The following is an 18,734-nucleotide window of genomic DNA, read 5'->3' as shown; positions in this document are numbered from 1 at the left end:
CGTCCCGTATGGGTCCGGGGCACCGCGCGCCCCTTGACAGCCTTACTTTGTAAGCCTATCGTTGTCCTTACGTTGTAAGAACACCCCTTGGAGCCAGCATGAAAGCCGTCGTCCACCACCGCTACGGCGCACCCGAACAGGTCCTCGCCCTCACCGACATCGAACGGCCCGAACCCGGCCCCGGCCAAGTCCTCGTCCGCGTCAAGGCCACCGGCGTCAACACCCCCGACTGGATCGCCGTCACCGGCACCCCCTACCTCCTGCGCGCCAGAGCCGGCGAGATGCGCCGCGGCGCCGTCCGCGGCACCGACCTCGCCGGCACCGTCGAAGCCGTCGGGGACGACGTCACCGACCTGCGGCCGGGCCAAGACGTCTTCGGATCGGCCTGGACCGGCGGCATGACCACCACCGGCACCTTCGCCGAATACGCCCTCGCCCCGGCCGCCCAGCTCATCGGCAAACCCGCCGCCCTCAGCTTCGAAACCGCCGCCGCCTCGGTCATGTCCGGCCTGACCGCCCTGCACGCCTGGCGAGCGACCACCCCCGTCCACGACGGCATGCGCGTCCTCGTCAACGGCGCCTCCGGCGGCGTCGGCACCTTCGCCGTCCAGATCGCCGCCCACGACGGCGCCCACGTCACCGGCGTCTGCGGCCCGGGCAACCTCGACCTCGTCCGCTCCCTCGGCGCCGCGGCCGCCATCGACCACACCACCGACGACTTCACCGCAGGCACCGAACGCTACGACGCCATCCTCGACAACGTCCTCAACCACCCGCCCAGCCGCACCATCCGCGCCCTGGCCGAAGGCGGCGTCCTCATGCCCAACAGCGTCGGCAACACCGGCGGCCTGCTCGCCGGCCTCGGCCGCATGGCCAGAGCGAACCTGCTCGGACGCCTGCGCCGCGCCGACGTCCGATTCGTCACCACCGAATACCACCGCGAGGCGCTCACCGCCCTCGCCCGGCTCCTCGAATCCGGCGCGATCCGGGCTGTGGTCGACCACGCCTACCCACTCGAGGAGACCCCGAAAGCCGTCGCCCACATGCTCAGCCACCGGGCCAGCGGCAACATCGTCATCACCGTGCCCTAATCGGAGGTGTCCCGGCGCAGCCGCTTGGTCTCCGAACGGCGCCGCTTCTCCTCGAGACGCCGCCGCTTGGCGCCCTTCGACGGCCGGGTCGCCTTGCGCGACGGCGGCGGCGCCGCGATCGAACGCCGCAGCAGCTCACCGAGCCGCTCGGCCGCGGCCTGCCGGTTGCGCAACTGCGACCGGAACTGCGAGGCCGCGACCACCACCGTCCCATCGACCAGGCGGCCCGCCAGGCGCGAGCGCGCCCGCTCGACCAGCGGCTCGGGAATCGCCCTGGTCGAAACCAGATCGAACACGAGCTCGACGCGCGAATCGGTCGTGTTGACCCCCTGCCCGCCCGGCCCCGACGACCGCGAGAACCGCCAGGTCAACTCGCTGTCGGGAATGACGATCTCGTCGGTGACGCGCACAGGCACGGCGAGCCCTTCCTCAGTAGTCGAGCGCGGCCTGCGCCCAAGCGACGAACATGGCCATGATCGGCCGGCACCGGACCAGCACGGCGTCATCGCCCACGCCCGCCTCGGCCTCATACGCGCCCGCATCGAGCGGTCTGCCCTGCGCGAGCCGCGTCAGTATCGACGGGGCCAGCCAGCAGTACTTGGCCGCGCCGGTGACCGCGACGGCCGTCTCGAGCCCCTCGCTCCTCCCGCCGGCCTCGACGAGCCCGGCACGGTAGGCGTCGACGAGCGCCCCCCGGATCTCATCGAGCCGATCGACCGGCTGCAGACCGTCGAGGAAGGTGTCGGCGATGAGGTTCGCGACGTCCTCACCGACCGCGCCGCGCCCTACGAACGCCCAATCGAGCAGCACCGGATCCGCGCCGCGCATCAGCAGGTTCATCGGCCACACGTCCAAGTGGCACAGCGTCTGCGGGAGGGCCTCGGCCCGGTCGAACAGGTCGCCGCGGCGCTTCCAGATCACGCGCAGCCCCTCGCGCAGCTCATCGGGCCAGTGCCGGGCCGCGACCGGATGGTCCCAGTCGATGTCGCCGAAGGTGCGGGAGCTGGCGTACTGGCGCAGCCACCGCCGCGAATGCCACGGCTGCTCGGGCGATGCCGCGTGCCGGGCCTGGGCGGCGCCGAGCCGGCGGGCGAACAGCGCGAACTGCTCGACCGCCCACCGGCCGCCCGATGCGCCCTGGACGTCCTCGAGCCACAACTCGGCCGAGCCGTCGGGCCGCTCGCCCGCGGTCAGCAGCCGCGGCGCAAGCAGACCGGCGCCCTCGCCGTAGCGTTCGGCCGCGCCGGTGGTGTAAGCGAGGTATTCGCGCTTCCAGTAGTTCCAGTGCCGCGCATCGTCACTGGGCGCCCAATGCCCGCTCCCGCCCTCGCCGGGCGTCGCGTGCTTGAGGACGGCGGTGCCGCCGGGGCCGGTGACGCGCCAGATGCCGCCGGTGGCCTCATTGGCGGCATTGTGTTGCAGCGGCTCCCAACCGGACGGGACACCGACGGGGGAGCAGACGAGATCGTGGAGCACGCCTCGATTGTGTCAGTCGCCCGGCCCGACGCCGGGACACGGGCTGCCGATGGCGTGAGTGCAGTCGATACCGAGCATGGCGTCGAGCCAATCGGCTCCGGTGTCAGTGTGGCAGCGGTCCATGGCGGCATCGCAGGTGCGCAGATCGGCAGCGGTTGCGATACGCAACGGCTGCGATCGGCCTCCGGCGTCGTTGTAGCGCGCCCAGGCCGAGAGCGGACTGGGCGCGGTGGCGGTGAACGGAGCGGTGGAGAAGCTGACGAACGACTGCGGGTTCATGCTGCCTTCGTGGTTGATCGGTGCACACGCGGGAATCGGCAGGGCAGGCGGTTCGGTTTCGGCCAGGGGCGGGGCGTACTGCTCGCCGTAGGTCGGGTCGTCGTCGAGCGCGACGGTGGGGTCTGGCTGGTCGCACGACCAACGCCAGAGCTCGTTGTAGGGGCTGTAGTCCATCGGCTGCCACCAGTTCGGTCCCCACAGGCCGCTCTCGTAGGCATCGCCGGGATTGGCGCCGATGCCGAGGTACTCGACGAGATGCTCACTGGTCGTAGCGGGTGTGACCTGGGCGGTCTGGGTGAGGAAAAGGTGCCCTGGGTGCCATTTGCCGTTGTCGAAATTCTCGCCGCGGCCAGGATAGGTGTCGTTCTGCGTTTGTGCATCGGTGCGGGCGCAGGTACGCAGACTGGTGTCGCCGATGGCGGTGTCCAGACCGGTCACGGCGACGGCAAGGCAGTGCTCGCCGGTATGGGTGGTGGTCTCAGCGGCCAAGCCGATGCGGAGCCCTTCGCCGTGGAGGTCGGTGTAGTGGTCCAGGCGGATTTCGGTGACGGTCACACCGGGCTCCCAGACGGCGGTGACGGTGAACGCATCGCCATCGGCACTGCCGCGCACCTTCGCGCCACGGGGCGATTCGGGGTCGGCCAAGAGCGCGGTGAGACGGGTGTCGACCGGTGCGTCCGCGGCCGCGATGGCGTCGGCGTCCCAGGTGAATTCGGTGGTCTGCTGCGTGAGCGCGGCGGGCAGGGCGTCGTGAGCGGCGCTGATCGCGAATGGGGCCGCGAGTGCGGCCAAAGCGGCCAAAGCGGCCCAGCGGGCCTTCAGCGACGGCACCTCGAGGGCGCCTCGGGGGAGGAGCGGGGGCATCGGGCGATGCTACCAACCCCCGCTTCTCCCTTGTGGTCACGACCTAATCGGTGAAGTCCTCGATGGACATCACTACGGTCCCGGCCTCGTCGCAGGCGTCCAAGTCCACGGTGAAGACCATCGCCCAGTCCCGGTCGCCGGCCGGATCGTCGATGGTCTGCCGCACCCGCCAGGTGCGGCCTTCCCGCCCGATGTCCAAGAACTCGTCCGAACGCGCCCCCGTGGCGGTGCCGATGTCGTCATGGGCGTCGAAATACCGCTCCAGGGCCGCATCCCACGCCGACTCCGTCCACCCCGTCTCCAGCGATGCCAAAGCGGCGGGCCGGTCCGCGGCGGCCAACTCGACGTGCCGGAAGACCAGGTTGCGGACCGCGATCGCGAACGCCCGCTCATTGTCGGTGAACGCCCTGGCCGGCCGGCCGACATCGATCTCGCCCTCGTCGTCGACCGGATTGGTCAACTGCTCCCACTCATTGATCAGCGAGGAGTCGGTCTGGCGGATCGTCTCGCCCAGCCACGCGGTCAGATCGTCGAGCTCCGGCCCGCCCGCGCCCTCCGGGAGCGTCTGGATCAACGCCTTGTAGGCACTCGAGAGGTACCGCAGCAGCAGGCCCTCGGCCCTGGGCAGGCCGTAGACGCCGATGTACTCCCCGAAGCTCATGTGGCCCTCCCAGATCTCCCGCAGGATCGACTTGGGCTCCAAGGCGTAGTCCGCCGCCCACGGGTGACTGGTCTTGTAGACCTCGAAGGCCTCCTCCAGCAGCTCGGCCAGCGGCTTGGGGTAGTCGATCTGGTCCTCGTCGAGCCGGTTCATCCGGTCGAAGTAGTCCACCCCGTCGGCCTTCATCGCCTCGATCGCCTCGCCCTTGGCCTTGTTGCGCTGCGCGGCCAGGATCTGACCGGGCCCCTCCAAGGTCGCCTCGACCACCGAGACGACCTCCATGGCGTACTCCTCGCCGTCGGGGTCGAGCAGGTCGAGCGCGGCCAGCGCGAACGGCGCCAGCGGCTGATTGAGCGCGAAATGGTCCGGCAGGTCGACGGTGAGCTTGACCTTGCTGCCGTCGATGACGATGATGCCCGCATCGCGCAGCGTCCGCGCGATCCGCAGCGCCGTGCGGGCCATGCGCAACTGCTCGGCCCGGTCGGCGTGCGAGCCCTCGATGAGGCCCCGGACGTGATCGAAGGCGTTCCCGCCCCTGGCCAGGACGTTCACGAGCATGGCGTGGCTCATGCGCATGCGGCTGGTCAACGCCTCCGGTTCGGCCTCGGCCAGGGAACCGAAGGTCTCCTCGGTCCAGCCGACGAAGCCCTCCGGGGGCTTCTTCTTCGCCATCTTCTTGCGCTTCTTCGGATCCAGACCGAACTTGGCCTCGGCCTTGGTGTTCTCGATGACGTGCTCGGGGGCCTGGCAGACCACGAAGCCCTCCGTGTCGAACCCGGCCCGGCCGGCCCGGCCGGCGATCTGGTGGAACTCCCGGGCCCGCAGGCGCCGGGTGCGCCTGCCGTCGTACTTGGCCAGGCCGGTGAACACGACCGTGCGGATCGGCACGTTGATGCCGACCCCGAGCGTGTCGGTGCCGCAGATGACCGTCAGCAGGCCCTGCTGCGCCAACCGCTCGACCAGGCGCCGGTACTTCGGGAGCATCCCCGCGTGGTGCACCCCGATCCCCGAGCGCACCAGCCGGGCGAGGGTCTGCCCGAACTTGGTCGTGAAGCGGAACCCGCCCAGCGCGGCCGCGATCTGGGCCTTGGCGTCCTTGTCGACCAGTCTGAGGCTCGCCAGCGCCTGCGCGGTCTCCAAGGCCGCGGCCTGCGTGAAATGCACGATGTAGGCCGGCGCCCGGTGGTGGTTCACCAGGTTCTCGACCGTCTCGTGCAGCGTGGTCTTGCGGTATTCGTAGTCGAGGGGGACCGGGCGGGTGGCGCCGGCGACCAGCACGGTCTCGCGGCCGGTGCGCTCGGTCAGGTCCCGTTCGAAGAACGCCGTGTCGCCCAGGGTCGCCGACATGAGCGTGAACTGGGCCCGCCGCAATTCGAGCAGGGGCACCTGCCAGGCCCAGCCGCGGTCCGGCTCGGCGTAGAAGTGGAACTCGTCGGCCACGACCGAGTCGCAGTCCAGGTCGGCGCCCTCGCGCAAGGCGAGGTTGGCGAGGATCTCGGCGGTGCAGCAGATCAGCGGCGCATCGGGGTTGACCGAGGCGTCGCCGGTGAGCATGCCGACGTTGTCGTGGCCGAACTGGGCGCACAGCTCGAAGAACTTCTCGGACACCAGTGCCTTGATCGGCGCGGTGTAGAAGGAGGTGCGCTGGTTCGCCAGGGCGTTGAAGTGCGCGGCGGCCGCGATGAGCGACTTGCCCGAGCCGGTGGGGGTGTTCACGACGACGTTGGCGCCCGAGCAGATCGCCAGCAGCGCCTCCTCCTGGTGCTCGTACAGGTCGATGCCCTCATCCGCGGCCCAGGAGGCGAAGGCGGTGTAGACGTCGTCGGCGTCGGGCCGGTCGGTGGCGGGCAGGTAGTCGATGAGGCTCACAACGGTCAATGGTGCCCCGGCCGCTCTCGGGCGGCCAGGGCGGGTCAGTGGTCGTAGGCGACCAGGACCGGGGCGTGGTCGGACCAGCGCTCGGCGTGGGAGGCGGCGCGCTCGATCCAGGCGCGCCGGGCCGCCCGCGCCAAGCCGGGCGTGGTGACCTGGAGGTCGATGCGCCAGCCGGTGTCGTTGTCGAAGGCCCGCCCGCGGACCGACCACCACGAGTAGGGGCCCTCGACGTCGGGGTGGAGGGAGCGGAAGACGTCGACGAAGCCGCGCTGCTCGTACAACTCGGTCAGCCAGGCCCGCTCGCCCGGGAGGAACCCGGCGCTCTTCTTGTTGCCGCGCCAGTTCTTCAGGTCGGCCTCGGTGTGGGCGATGTTGAAATCGCCGCCGACCAGCAGCTCGCGCCCGTCCTCGGCGCAGCGTTTCGCCGCGTCGGTGAGGTAGTCGGCGAAGGCGGCCATGAACCGCTCCTTCTCGTCCTGGCGGGGCGTCCCGGCCTCACCGGAGGGCAGGTAGAGGCTGCCGACGGTCAGGCCCGGCAGGTCGACCTCGGCGTAGCGCCCGCACGTGTCGAACTCGGCCGAACCGAAGCCGATCCGCTGCCCTTCGGGCGCTTGCCGGGTGAGGACGGCGACCCCGGCGCGGCCCTTGGCGCCGTCGTTCTCGGCCGGGGCCAGCAGCCAGTGCCAGCCGGGGACGTCGGTGACCGCGGCGGGCACCTGATCGGCGGTGGCCCGGACCTCCTGGAGGAGCACGACGTCGGCCTCGGTGCCGGCCAGCCATGCGACCAGGCCTTTCTTCGATGCGGCCCGGATCCCGTTGACATTGACGGTGGCGATGGTGCGCATGGGCCCACCCTAACCCGCGGCCTCCGGACCGGCCCGGAGGCGATGCGGTGAGATGCGTCGTCCCCGGGGCGGGGACAGGCCCGAGGCCGGGCGCTGACCCAATAGACTGCAAGGATGACTTCGGCGGCACAAGGCCCGGCAGCGGGCCGGACGTGGTGGACGCGGGCGCTGGTCGCCTCCTTCGCCTCCATGATCGCCGCCCTCGCGGCCCTGACGCCGGCCCGGGCGCAAGACGAGCCCGACGCCGAGGCGCTCGACCAGCCCGGCGGCGTCGTCGTCGTCGGCGTGCCCGGCCTGACCTGGTCGGACATCTCCGCCTCGGAGACGCCGGCCCTGTGGGACCTGGCCGGGGCCGGCGCCACCGCGTCGATGAGCGTGCGCACCATCGGGTCGTGGACGTGCGCCGAGGCCGGCTGGGTGAGCCTGGGCGCCGGCGAGCGGGCCGGCGGGGCCGCGCCCCGCGACGCCCACTGCATGGCCCAGTCGCGCATCCCTGCGCCGGTCTCCGCCGGCGGCGAGTGGACCGTCCCGCACTTCGACGAGCTCGAAGAGGCCAACGCCGCCTACAACTACGGGGCCCGGCTCGGCTCGCTCGCCGAGGCGGTCGACCAGCTCGCGGTCGAGCAGGCCGAGGCCGCCGAGGAGGCCGCCGCGGCAGGGGAGGAACCGGTCGAGGTCCGCGAGGGACTGTGCGTGGCCGCGATCGGCGTCGGCGCGGCCCTGGCCGCCGCCGACCCCGAAGGGAACCTCGCGTTCTGGGGCGAGGACCTCGACGCCCTGCCCGAGGCGATGGCCGCCTGCGACATCGTCATCGTCGATCCCGGCGTCATCGTCGGCGACGACGCCGGCGATGCCGAGGACACCACCACCGACTACGACGCGCTCGGCGAAGACGACGCCGACGTCCCCCTCGACGAGGAGGACACCGCCGCCGGCGAGGAGACCGAGCCCGACCCGATCCGCGTCGCCGCCGCCTCCGAAGCCGACGAGGCCATCGGCGATGTCGCCGCCGCCCTGCCCGAGCGGTGGCGGCTCATGGTCGCCGGCATCGCCGACTCCGCCGCCCCCTCCTCGCTCCACCCCGTCCTCTACGCCGGGCACGGCATCGAGGCCGGGTCGCTGACCTCGGCGACGACCGGCCGCGACGGCTACGTCCAGCTCGTCGACCTCGCCCCCACCGCTCTCGACGTCGTCGGCGCCGACGTCCCCGCCGCCATGTCCGGGCGGCCCGCCAGCGTCGAAGCCGACCCCGCCCACAGCTCCGAGGCGGCCGTCGCGGCCGGCGTCGACGAGACACAGGCCTCGGCGGCCGTGGCCGAGGTCGGCTGGAAGTTCTACGGCACCCTCGCCGCCCTCGGCGTCGCCGCCGTCGCCGCCGCGGTGTGGCTGCTGATCGGCCCCGACCGGCTCCGGCCGCTGGCCCGGACGGTGTGCGTCGCGGTCTCGGCGATCCCCGTCGCCGGTGTCGCCGCCGGCATCCCGCCGTGGTGGCGGGCCGACAACCCCGAGCTCGCGTTCTGGCTCGTCATCGCCGCGGGCGTGACCGTGCTCACCGCCGCCGCGTGGCTGCCGGGCCTGCGGGCGGGCAGGCGGGCCGCGCTCATGGTCGCGGGCGTGACCGCCGGGCTCATCGCCGTCGACCAGTTCACCGGCGCCACCTGGCCCCTCCACACCCCCCTGGGGTACACCGCGCAGGCCGGGGCCCGGTTCTCCGGGCTCGGCAACTACTCCTTCGCCGTGTTCGCCGCCGCCGTCGTCCTCATCATCGCCCTCACCCCCTGGCGGGGCCGCGCCCGCCACATCGGGCCGGTCGTCCTCGGCGCCGCCGCGACCGTCCTGGTCGGCGCCCCCTCCCTCGGCGGCGACGTCGGCGGCATGCTCACCATCGTCGCCGCCCTCGTCCTGGCCTGCCTGAGCCTGTGGGGCCGCCGGCTCTCGATCGGCGGCCTCGCCTGGGCCGGCGGCCTGGCCGCGGCCGTGTTCGTCGCCGCCGGCGTCCTCGACTACCTGCGGCCCGAAGCCGACCAGACCCACCTGGGCCGCTTCGTCGGCGCCGTCCTCGAAGGCAGCGCCGGCGGCGTCCTGCTGCGCAAGGCCGACTCGGCGATCAGCTCCATCGGCACCCCCCTGACCTACCTCGTCGCCGCCGCCGCCGTCGGCGCCTGGCTCATCTGGCGACGCCGCTCGCCCATCCGCTCGGCCTCGACCGAAGCGGCCACCGTCGGCCTGGTCGCCGTCGCCGTCATCGGCTTCAGCGTCAACGACTCCGGTATCGCCGTCCCCGGTTTCGCCACCGCCGTCGGCTTCGGCCTCCTGGCCATCGCCGTCGGGCCCCGGCCCGAGCCGCCCGGCCCCGAGGCGCCCGCCCGGACCGAGACCGCCGGCACCGCCCGCGGCGAGGCGTGAGGGCCCCGGCCCGGCCAGGGCCGCGCCGCCGGGACGGACCGGGCGGTATCGTGAGGCCCATGCGCGTCGCGACGTGGAACATCAACTCGATCAACGCCCGCCTGGCCAGGCTCTTGGCCTGGCTCGATGCCGCCCGGCCCGACGTGGTGTGCCTCCAAGAGCTCAAATGCGCCGCCGCCGACGCCCCCGCCGAGGCCCTCGCCGCGGCCGGCTACGAGATCGCCGCCCACGGCGACGGCCGCTGGAACGGCGTCGCGATCCTCTCGAAGGTCGGCATCGGCGAGGTCGTCCGCGACCTGGACGACCAGCCGGTCTTCGACGGGGCCCTCGAACCGCGGGCCATCGCCGCGACCTGCGGGCCGGTCCGCGTGTGGTCGGTGTACGTCCCCAACGGCCGCGACGTCGCCGACCTGCACTACCCGTACAAGCTCGCCTTCCTGGAGGCGCTGAAGACCACCGTCGCCGCCGACGCCGCCGCCGAGCGCCCGTTCGCCGTCCTGGGCGACTTCAACATCTGCCCCACCGACGACGACCTGTGGGACGCGCAGGCCTGGAGCGGCACCACCCACGTCACCGAAGCCGAACGGGCCGCCCTCGCCGACGTCGAGAGCGCCGGCCTGTCCGACGTGTTCCCCCGCGCCCTCAAACACGCCTGGCCGTTCACGTTCTGGGACTACCGCAACCTCGACTTCCCCAAGAACCGCGGCATGCGCATCGACCTGGCCCTGGCCAACGCGGCCTGGACCGGCGCCGTCGCAGACGCCTACGTCGACCGTGAGGAACGCAAAGGCAAAGGCGCCTCCGACCACGCCCCCGTCGTGCTCGACCTCGACCTGTAACCGACTGCCCCTTCCCGGAAAGCGAAGAGACACACGTGCGCCACCGAATCCTCCCCATGGTGTGCATCGCCGCCCTCGTGGCGCTGATGCCCACCACCGCGGCGAACGCCGACCCCGACGAGGAGACCCTCGAATCGGACCTTGCCGACGCCATCGAGGCCGTCGCCGACGCCGAAGAAGCGGTGGCCGCCGCCGAGCACCGGGCCGAGGAACTGTCCGTCCAGATCACCGAGACCCAGGCGCTGCTCGACGAGCTGTCCGGCGACCTCGACGAATACGCCGTCTACCTCCACACCGAAGGCGACCTGCGCACCACCGCCGCACTGCTGTCGGCCCAGAGCCCCGACCAGATGGTGGACGCGCTCACCTTCACCGGCTATCTCGCCGACGAGCGGGCCGCGCTCGTCCAGGAGGCCGAGACGCTGCTGGCCGATCTCGAGGCCCAGACCGAGGCGCACACCGCCGAAGTCGAGGCCGCCGAGCAGGCCCTGGCCGACGCCGAAGACGCCGCCGCCGAGCTCGAAGACCAGCTCGAAGAGCTCAGAGCCGACCAGGCCGCCGGGCCCGGCTCGGACGGCGGCGCTCCCGCGGCCGACCCCGTCCCGCGCAACGGCGACGGGTCCCTGCCGTCCGAGTCGTGCACCGAGGACGACCCCACCACCGGCGGCTGCCTGACCCCCAGGACCCTCCACGTCTACAACGAGACCCGCGAAGCCGACTTCGACCACTACGTCTCCTGCTACCGCTCCGGCGGCTCGGGCGAGCACCCGCAGGGCCGCGCCTGCGACTTCGCCGCCGACGAGAGCGGCTTCCAGAACTCCGACGCGAGCGGCTCGGACAAGACCTACGGCGACCAGCTCGCCGCCTGGTACGTCAACAACGCCGATGCGCTCGCGGTCGAATACGTCATCTGGTACCGCCAGTTCTGGTCGCCCTCGTCGGGGTGGCGGTCCTACTCGGGGGCCAACGGGACGCCGGCGGGCGACCACACCAACCACGTCCACGTCTCCGTGCGCTAGTAAGGAACCCGCGATGACACCGATCAGGAAGCAGTACCTCACCGCCGCCGAAACCGTGCTCGCGCTGCTCGGCGAGGACGCCGTCGCCGAGGCGTGGGAGGCCCCCTCGGCCTTGGAGGGCTTCACCGTCGGCGGCCTGGCCGCCCACCTGGCCTCCCAGATCGGCTCCGGCGCCGAGGCGCTCGGGGCCGACTTCGGCGGCAAGGACGTCGTCGGCGTCCTCGACCACTACGAGCGGGCCCGGGCCTCCTGGCTGGCCGCCGATGTCGCCAACGACTACAACACCGCCATCCGCGACCGCGGCAACGACGAGGCCGCGGCCGGGCCCGGCGCCGTCCTCGCCGAGACCGAAGCGGCCCTGAAGACCCTCCACGACCGGCTCCCGGGCCTCGGCGACGACGCCCTCGGCGGGGCCCGCCGCTGGACGTACGCGACCAGCTTCGACGACTTCCTGGTCACGCGCATCATGGAGCTCGTCGTCCACGCCGACGACCTGGCCGTCTCGGTCGGCATCGCGACCCCTGAGTTCGACGCCGACGCCTTCGACACCGCCGCGTGGGTGCTGACCCGCCTGGCCGCGCAGCGCCACGGCCAGGCCGCGCTGGTGCGCGCCCTGGCCCGCTCCGAGCGCGCCGGCGGCGACATCAGCGCCCTGTGACGCACGAGCGCGGGCGGGCCCGGGGACGCCGTCCCCGGGCCCGCCCGCGCTCGTGCGTCCGCGGCCCGGTCGTCTACTGGAAGTACACGTCCGAGCAGGAGTAGAACGACTGGTCGAAGTGGCTGGCCTGCCAGATCATGTACACGATGTGGTGGCCGGTGCGCCCCGGCGCCGAGACGTCGATGTTCACCAGCGTCCCGACGGTGTCGGACGGTTCGCCCTCACCGGGGGCGATGACGCCGGTCTCGGCGACCAGTTCCAGGTCGTCCCAGCCCAGGGCCTGCGTCGTCGGATCGAATCCTTGTTCGGTGACGTAGATCCGGTAGTAGTCGGCGCCGTGGTCGGCCTGGTCGTGGTTGGTGAAGGTGAAGTCCTGGTCCACTGGCGTGGTCTGCCACCGGCCCGGCGCATCGAGCGCGGCGTAGCGGTCCTGGCCCGAGGAGCACAGCTGCCCGTCGGGGATGGCGCCCTCGTGGTCGCCGCCGACCTGCTCGAGGTAGTTGCCGTTCCAGTTCCACATGGCGTTCGGGTCGGCCTGCCAGGCCTGCCAGCACATCGGGTCCTCGGTGGCCATGTCCGGGTTCTGGAAGTCGTGGCCCCAGCGCTCCCAGCAGGAGTAGTTGCGCGAGGGCGGGCCGATGGCCGTGCCGTGGGCATCGGATGACGGAGCGAAGAACAGGGCCGAGGCCGCGGCGGCCGCGGCCGCGATCACGGCGGCGAGGATGACGGCCGTTCGGCGCCGCATGCCGGTTGCGGCGGTTGCGTTCATGGGAATACCTCCCCACATAGACATTGAAGTATTTATATATTACTTCATTTAGGGTGTTTGCGAAACCAATGGAGGCAGACCGGGCGGCCGCGCGAATCGGACAGGTGTCCGCGCTCGTGTAAGGTCGCCGGATGGTCTCGCCACCGCCGCCCTCCGGCCGACGCGCCCTCATCGCCGCAGCCTGGCTCGCCGCCGCGTTCAGCGGCCTCATCGGCGCCGTCTGGGCCATCGGCTGGGCCCTGTCCGGATCGGCCCCGCCGAGCCTGTCCACCGTCGCCGAGGCCACCCACCTCGAATACCCCAGCGGCACCGACGTCGTCGAAGCCGACCTGTCCCAGATGCACACCCCCACCCCCGGCTCCCGAGGCGAGGCGACCGTCGACATCCCCGCCGACGAATTCGGGTCGTTCATCGCCGACAACGCCATGGAGGCGCCCCTGCTCTCGGGCACCACCCCGGCCGGGACGGCCACCGGCATCATCCCCGCCGGCTGCACCGACCAGGTCTGCTACTCGGCCACGATCATCGTCGACGACCAGACCGTCACCGTCGAACTGCTCGTCACCCTCCTCTAGCACCCGGCCCGGTCCCCGCCCGCTCGCGCGGGGCTGCCGGACACCGGTGTCCGGCAGCCCCGCGCGAGCAGCGGTCCTAGGCCGCGAACAGGCCCGTCTCACCGCGCTCGAGCGCGAGCAGGCGCTCCTTGCGCCACACCCCGCCGGCGTAACCGGTCAGCTTCCCGTTCGAGCCGATCACCCGATGGCACGGCACGACGACCGCGATCGGATTCTGCCCGTTGGCCAGACCCACCGCCCGCACCGCCGCCGGATTGCCGATCCGGCGCGCGATGTCCCCATAGGAGACCGTTGTGCCGTACGGGATCGCCCGCAGCGCCGCCCACACCCGATGCTGGAAATCGGTGCCGGCGGCGGCCAAGGGCAGATCGAACTCGGTCAACTCGCCGGCGAAATACGCCTCCAGCTGCTCCAGGGCCGCTTCCAGCACCGGCGTCGCCCCCTCGGGCCCCCAGGCCCGGTCGATCTCCTCGGCGCCCATGTGGACGTACGTCAGGCCCTCGTCCACCGCCGAGACCGCGATCGGCCCCAACGGGGAGTCCATCGTCATGTGCTTCGCGCCGTCCCTCGGCGCCTTGGTGCGCGTCATCGTCCCTCATCTTCTCTCTGCTCGCCCGGCAGTCGGTTCGTCGGATGGTCATCGCTCGCCCACAGGTACTGCGTGGCATAGGCCCGCCACGGCCGCCACGCCTCGGCCGCGGCCGCGAGCGCCTTCGGCGAGGACGCGAGCCCGAGGCGCTCGGCGCCCCTGACCACGCCCAGGTCACCGGCCGGGAAGGCATCGGGGTCGCCCAGTGCCCGCATGGCGATCATCTCGACCGTCCACGGCCCCACCCCCGGCACCCGCGCCAGATCGGCCCGGGACTGCTCCCAGTCCGCGCCCGGACCCACCTCGACCCGGCCCTCGGCCAGCGCCGAGGCCAAGGCCAGCAGCGTCCGCGCCCGCCGCGCGGGCATCGGCAGCTCGGCCGGGTCGATCTCGGCGATCCGGGCCGGAGCGGGGAACAGCCGCCCCAGGCCCCCTTCGGGGTCGGCCACGGCCTCGCCGTACCGCTCGGCCAGCCGCGCGGCGATCGTCGCCGCCGCCGCGGTCGAGACCTGCTGGCCGATCACCGCCCGCAGCGCGTACTCCTCGCCGTCGGCCTTGCGCGGCACCCTGCGGCCCGGCGTCTTCCGCGCCGAAGGCCCCAGCAGCGGATCGGCCTCGAGGACCTCGGCCGCCGCGAGCGGGTCGGCGTCCAGATCCAGCGCCCGGCGGCAGCGGGCCACCGCGGCGATCACGTCGCGGACGTCGGCCAGGCGCAGCCGGCACTCGATGTAGCCCTCGGCCGGCCGCAGCGAGGCGATCCCGGGCCCGTGCGGCAGCGACAGCGTGCGCCGGTAGGCGCCCTGCCGCCACTCCTCGACCCCGCTCGCCGCCGCGGCGGCGAGGTGCCCGAACAGGTTCGAAGGCTCGAACGGCTCCCGGTAGGCCAGGCGCAGCCCGATCACCCCGCCGGTCGAGCAGGCCGCGGCGCCCCGGGCGGCGGCCTTGCGGCGCAGCTCGGTGGGGGAGCAGGCGTACACCTCGGCGACGACCCGGTTGAACGCCCGGATCGAGGCGAACCCGGCCGCGAAGGCGACCCTGCCCATCGGCATATCGGTCGACTCGATCAAGACGCGCGCGCACTGGGCCCGCTGCGCGCGGGCCAGCGCCGCCGGCCCGGCCCCGACCTCGGCGATCAAGAGCCGCTCGAGCTGCCGCAGCGAATAGCCCAGGCGAGCGGCCAGGCCCGCGGCGCCCTCGCGGTCGACCACACCCTCCCCGATCAACCGCATCGCCCGCGAGGTGACGTCCGAGCGCCAGTCCCAGGCCGGCGAACCCGGCGCCGCGTCGGGCCGGCACCGCTTGCACGCCCGGTACCCGGCCTCCTGGGCAGCCGCCGCCGAAGCGTAGAACCGCATGTGCGCGCGTTTGGGCTTCACCGCCGGACACGAGGGACGGCAGTAGATCCCCGTCGAGGTGACCGCCAGGAACACCCAGCCGTCGAAACGGGCGTCGCGCCCGGCCACGGCCGCGGCGAGCCGCTCCTCGTTCTCGGCTATCACAGTCAAGGTCATGCCTCTAAGCGTGCCCGCCGGGCCCGACATCGGCTAGCCAGAATTCGACATCACGCTTCGGGCAGGCGGAGCCGGTCGACCGCTTCGCGGCTGCGGCGGGCCGGACGCCGGTCGTAGCGGGCCGTCGTCGCAGGCGAGGCGTGCCCCACCAGCGACTGCGTGATCGCCAAGTCCACGCCCGCGTCCAGCAGCTCCCCGATGAACGTGCGACGGAAATCGTGCGGGGTGTGCCGGCGCTGCCCGGCCTCGACCAGGCGCTTGGTGAGCAGGTCGGCCACGGCCTGCCCGGTCATGCCCGCCAGGCGCGTCCCACTGCGGCGCAGCCGCCCGGCCTTGTTCACCGGGCAGAACAGCGCCCCCGCGTCCGAGCCCCGCACCGCCATCCACCGCTCCACGCGGGCCGCGGCGGCCTCGGTCAGGTACACCAGGCGCTCCTTGTTCCCTTTGCCGACGATGCGGATCGACCGCTCGCCCGAGTCGTAGTCGACCAGCCGCATCCCGGCCAGCTCCGAGCGGCGGCACCCGGTCGAGTACAAGGTCGCCAGGACCGCCGCGTCCCTCGCCCCGGCCGGCGAGGGGTCCATGTCGCACGCGTACAGCGCCGCCCCCAACGCCTCACCGTCCACTTGCGAACCGACTGGGAGGCGGGTCGCCTTGACCGGCGCCAGATCACAAGCCCGCTGATAGTCCTCGGCGGCCATCAGATCCAGCCGCCACGCCTCCTTGAGCACCCGCCGCAGCGCCGCCAGATGCTTGTTGACGTACGCGCCCGACCAGCCCCGGTCGATCATCGCCGCCCGCAGCCGCGAGGTGTGCTCATAGCGCAGCAGATGCCACGGCTGGCCCTCGCCGCTGACCTCCTCGTCCCCCGACAGCAGCTGCGCGATCCGGTCCAGGCACCCGCGCATCGTCCGCCGCGACTCGGCCGAGCCCAACGAGTCCAGATAGGCCCGGTACGGATCGGCGCCCGGCCCGACCACGACCGGCTCAGGCCCCCACGACACCCCGGCGATCTCAGCAGACGACATGCACCACACGATAGTCCACCGCACCGACACCGCCCCTCCACGCGCACCCCGAGTGCGCCCCGGCCCGAGGCGACCATGGCAGGATCGATCCCCATGGGCTCTGCATTCCACACCACGACCCTGCGCCTGACCACCGGCCACAGGGAGACCATCCGCGACCTGACCGGCGAATGCGCCGCGTTCCTCCACGAGATCGGCGCCCGCGACGGCCTGCTCAACGTGTTCGTCCCGCACGCCACCGCCGGCGTCGCCATCATCGAGACCGGCGCCGGCTCCGACGACGACCTCCTCGACGCCCTCGGCGAGCTGCTGCCCCGCACCGACCGGTGGCGCCACCAGCACGGCTCGACCGGCCACGGCCGCGACCACGTCCTGCCCGGCCTGGTCGCGCCCCACGCGACCGTCCCGGTCACCGCCGGGTCGGCCGCGCTGGGCACATGGCAGTCGATCGTGCTGGTGGACACCAATCGGGACAACCCCGACCGGACCGTCCGGCTGAGCTTCCTCGGCTAAGCGGCCTCGGAGAGCCGCCGCCACTGCTCGGGATCCAACTTGAGATCGACCCCGGCGCACACCTCCTCGAGCTGCGCCACCGACGAGACGCCCACCAGCGGCACCACCGGCGCCTCGTGGCCGATCAGCCAGGCCAGCACCACCTGGTTGCGCGTCGCCCCGCACTCGGCGGCGACCTCGTCGAGCACCCGCAGCCGTGCCTCGGTGCCCGGGTGGTCGTAGTGCTCTCCGAGCGGCTTGGCCCGGTTCGTGTACGCCCCCGACAGCAGCGAGGAGTACGCCAGCAGCGCCATCCCCGGCGTCGAGGCGACATAGTCGAGATCGGCCGCCGAAGCGTGCACGTGCCCGCCCTCGGGCAGGTGCGTCCCGGGACGCGGCTGCACATACGAGTAGCGGTTCTGCATCGCCGTGTACGCCGCCGCCCCGCCGCGGTCGGCGACGGCCCTGGCCCGCTCCACGCGCCACGCGACGTGGTTGGAGGCCCCGACCATGCGGGCCTTCCCGGCCCGCACCGTCTCCTCGAAACCGGCCACGGTCGCCTCCAGCGGCGTCTCCCGGTCGTCGCGGTGCGACCAGAACAGGTCCACATAGTCGGTCCCGAGCCGCTCCAGGGATTCCTCCAGGGCCTGGACGATCCGCTCCCGGCTCAGCGGCTCGGACGCCTCCAGGCCCCCGCCGGGCACCGTCGGGCGCCGCCCGGCCTTGGTCGCGATCACCAGGTCCTCGCGCCCGCCCCGCGCGGCCAGCCACCGGCCCAGCAGCAGCTCCGACTCGTCCCCGGTCCCGCCGGGCACCCAGAACATGTAGCAGTTGGCCGTGTCGATGAAGTTCCCGCCCAACTCCCGGAACCGGTCCAGGATCGCGAAACTGGTCGCCTCGTCCTGAACCGCGCCGAGCGCCATCGCGCCCAAGCACAGCCGAGAGACCCCGATGCGGTCCGGCCCCAATTCGATCCGCTCCACAGCGGACCTCCCTTCTCGTGTTCGAAATCGCCTCCGACGCTAGGACCTGGAGTGGACTCCAAGGCAAACCCGCAGGCAGCAGTCGCCCAGCGGCAGGTGGCGGCGGCGGGTATCCTCAGAGGCGTGGCCGTCAACACCAGCCCCGCAGCCCCGTACACGATCGGCGAATGCGCCCGCCGGACCGGATTCACCATGGACACCCTGCGCTACTACGAACGCCTCGGCCTCATCGACGGCGTCGCGCGCACCACCACCGGCCAGCGGCGCTTCAGCGATGACCACCTCGCCTGGCTCGGCACCCTCAAATGCCTGCGCGACACCGGCATGCCCGTCGAGCAGATGTGCCGCTTCGCCGCCCTGGTGCGCTCGGGCGACCACACCATGGCCGAACGCATCCGACTGCTCGAAGACCACCGGCGGGCCGTCGACGAACGCATCGCCGACTTCGAGGCCAAACGCCGCTACCTCATCGGCAAGATCGACTACTACCGGTCCGCCTCCTAAACCGGTGGCGGCCCGGGCCGGGCCCGCACATACTCACAGCGTGGACCACACCCGACACGCCCGCCGGCTCGCCGAGGCCCTCGCCGGCGAACTCACCGCCCGCGGCGTCGCCCTGACCGGCTCGATCGCCACCGGCACCGACCACCCCGACTCCGACATCGACCTCGTCGCCGTGGCCGAGACCGCCCGCGAAGACCAGATCCGGTCCGTCGAAGGCCGCATGGTCACCATCGGCTGGAAGACCATCGACGAGATCGAAGCGGCCCTCCA

18 protein-coding genes and 1 pseudogene are annotated in these 18,734 nt (G+C 72.5%); 9 read left to right on the top strand and 10 right to left on the bottom strand.

Translation table 11 applies throughout. The annotated features are described in order from the left end of the window. The first annotated feature begins 98 nt into the window (after positions 1-98). The gene (locus YWW_RS37870; protein ID WP_026931674.1) at positions 99-1,091 is read left to right on the top strand and encodes an NAD(P)-dependent alcohol dehydrogenase; all 993 of its coding nucleotides are present in this window, start codon (positions 99-101) and stop codon (positions 1,089-1,091) included. On the opposite strand, the gene arfB is transcribed toward YWW_RS37870, so the two are convergent. Genes arfB through YWW_RS0121130 form a run of 5 tightly spaced genes read right to left on the bottom strand, consistent with a single transcriptional unit; the run spans position 1,088 to position 7,091 of the window. Next, positions 1,088-1,501: an alternative ribosome rescue aminoacyl-tRNA hydrolase ArfB gene (gene arfB, locus YWW_RS0121150; RefSeq protein WP_342673587.1), complete on the bottom strand. Its 414-nt coding sequence runs from the start codon at positions 1,499-1,501 to the stop codon at positions 1,088-1,090. The genes YWW_RS37870 and arfB overlap by 4 nt on opposite strands. A gap of 19 nt (positions 1,502-1,520) precedes the next feature. After that, a complete protein-coding gene (locus YWW_RS32060; RefSeq protein WP_051326131.1) occupies positions 1,521-2,567 on the bottom strand; it encodes a phosphotransferase in 1,047 nt (348 codons plus the stop codon). 12 nt (positions 2,568-2,579) lie between these two features. Next, positions 2,580-3,710 carry a hypothetical protein gene (locus YWW_RS0121140; RefSeq protein ID WP_026931672.1) on the bottom strand — a complete coding sequence of 377 codons (1,131 nt, stop codon included), beginning with the start codon at positions 3,708-3,710 and terminating at the stop codon, positions 2,580-2,582. Positions 3,711-3,753: 43 nt separating this feature from the next. Next, the gene (locus YWW_RS0121135; RefSeq protein WP_035699655.1) at positions 3,754-6,249 is read right to left on the bottom strand and encodes a DUF3516 domain-containing protein; all 2,496 of its coding nucleotides are present in this window, start codon (positions 6,247-6,249) and stop codon (positions 3,754-3,756) included. Positions 6,250-6,284: 35 nt separating this feature from the next. Next, positions 6,285-7,091, bottom strand: a complete 807-nt coding sequence (locus YWW_RS0121130) for an exodeoxyribonuclease III (RefSeq protein WP_026931670.1) — start codon at positions 7,089-7,091, stop codon at positions 6,285-6,287. 114 nt (positions 7,092-7,205) lie between these two features. On the opposite strand from YWW_RS0121130, the gene YWW_RS0121125 reads away from it, so the two are divergent. From YWW_RS0121125 to YWW_RS0121110, 4 genes are read left to right on the top strand one after another with little or no spacing between them, the layout of a single operon-like run. Then, positions 7,206-9,497 (top strand): hypothetical protein, encoded by a 2,292-nt coding sequence (locus YWW_RS0121125; protein WP_155830316.1) that lies wholly within the window; start codon positions 7,206-7,208, stop codon positions 9,495-9,497. A gap of 59 nt (positions 9,498-9,556) precedes the next feature. Beyond that, on the top strand, positions 9,557-10,336 hold the full coding sequence (locus tag YWW_RS0121120; RefSeq protein ID WP_026931668.1) for an exodeoxyribonuclease III: 780 nt from the start codon (positions 9,557-9,559) through the stop codon (positions 10,334-10,336). 35 nt (positions 10,337-10,371) lie between these two features. Next, positions 10,372-11,355: a VldE C-terminal domain-containing protein gene (locus tag YWW_RS36155; RefSeq protein WP_155830315.1), complete on the top strand. Its 984-nt coding sequence runs from the start codon at positions 10,372-10,374 to the stop codon at positions 11,353-11,355. Between the two features lie 13 nt (positions 11,356-11,368). Then, positions 11,369-12,013 (top strand): maleylpyruvate isomerase N-terminal domain-containing protein, encoded by a 645-nt coding sequence (locus tag YWW_RS0121110; protein WP_026931666.1) that lies wholly within the window; start codon positions 11,369-11,371, stop codon positions 12,011-12,013. A 73-nt stretch (positions 12,014-12,086) separates the two neighbouring features. On the opposite strand, the gene YWW_RS0121105 is transcribed toward YWW_RS0121110, so the two are convergent. Further along, on the bottom strand, positions 12,087-12,782 hold the full coding sequence (locus YWW_RS0121105; protein WP_026931665.1) for a lytic polysaccharide monooxygenase auxiliary activity family 9 protein: 696 nt from the start codon (positions 12,780-12,782) through the stop codon (positions 12,087-12,089). A 131-nt stretch (positions 12,783-12,913) separates the two neighbouring features. Between YWW_RS0121105 and YWW_RS0121100 the strand changes: the two genes are divergently transcribed. Next, a complete protein-coding gene (locus YWW_RS0121100; RefSeq protein WP_026931664.1) occupies positions 12,914-13,357 on the top strand; it encodes a hypothetical protein in 444 nt (147 codons plus the stop codon). 76 nt (positions 13,358-13,433) lie between these two features. Here the strand turns inward: YWW_RS0121100 and YWW_RS0121095 are convergent, their stop codons facing one another. The 3 genes from YWW_RS0121095 to YWW_RS0121085 all read right to left on the bottom strand — a co-directional run bounded on the left by YWW_RS0121095 (position 13,434) and on the right by YWW_RS0121085 (position 16,485). After that, positions 13,434-13,946: a methylated-DNA--[protein]-cysteine S-methyltransferase gene (locus YWW_RS0121095; RefSeq protein WP_026931663.1), complete on the bottom strand. Its 513-nt coding sequence runs from the start codon at positions 13,944-13,946 to the stop codon at positions 13,434-13,436. After that, complete coding sequence (locus YWW_RS0121090) at positions 13,943-15,442, bottom strand: DNA-3-methyladenine glycosylase 2 family protein (RefSeq protein ID WP_026931662.1); 1,500 nt, start codon at positions 15,440-15,442, stop codon at positions 13,943-13,945. The genes YWW_RS0121095 and YWW_RS0121090 overlap by 4 nt, the downstream gene beginning before the upstream one ends. Positions 15,443-15,507: 65 nt before the next feature. Further along, a complete protein-coding gene (locus YWW_RS0121085; protein ID WP_026931661.1) occupies positions 15,508-16,485 on the bottom strand; it encodes a tyrosine-type recombinase/integrase in 978 nt (325 codons plus the stop codon). A gap of 93 nt (positions 16,486-16,578) precedes the next feature. On the opposite strand from YWW_RS0121085, the gene YWW_RS0121080 reads away from it, so the two are divergent. Beyond that, positions 16,579-16,998, top strand: a complete 420-nt coding sequence (locus YWW_RS0121080; RefSeq protein WP_026931660.1) for a secondary thiamine-phosphate synthase enzyme YjbQ — start codon at positions 16,579-16,581, stop codon at positions 16,996-16,998. Here the strand turns inward: YWW_RS0121080 and YWW_RS0121075 are convergent. Continuing rightward, complete coding sequence (locus YWW_RS0121075; protein ID WP_051326129.1) at positions 16,995-17,960, bottom strand: aldo/keto reductase; 966 nt, start codon at positions 17,958-17,960, stop codon at positions 16,995-16,997. The genes YWW_RS0121080 and YWW_RS0121075 overlap by 4 nt on opposite strands. Before the next feature lie 51 nt (positions 17,961-18,011). Between YWW_RS0121075 and YWW_RS0121070 the strand changes: the two genes are divergently transcribed. Next, on the top strand, positions 18,012-18,464 hold the full coding sequence (locus tag YWW_RS0121070) for a MerR family transcriptional regulator (protein ID WP_245595481.1): 453 nt from the start codon (positions 18,012-18,014) through the stop codon (positions 18,462-18,464). A gap of 4 nt (positions 18,465-18,468) precedes the next feature. Beyond that, positions 18,469-18,639 (top strand): annotated as a pseudogene (locus YWW_RS37865) (nucleotidyltransferase domain-containing protein); the annotation flags it as partial. Positions 18,640-18,734 lie beyond the last annotated feature (95 nt).

This window comes from Glycomyces tenuis DSM 44171 (assembly GCF_000427885.1).
Classification (GTDB): Bacteria; Actinomycetota; Actinomycetes; order Mycobacteriales; family Micromonosporaceae; genus Glycomyces; species Glycomyces tenuis.
The sequence above is the reverse complement of the archived record's forward strand: the minus strand, read 5'-3'. Positions and strand labels throughout refer to the sequence as shown.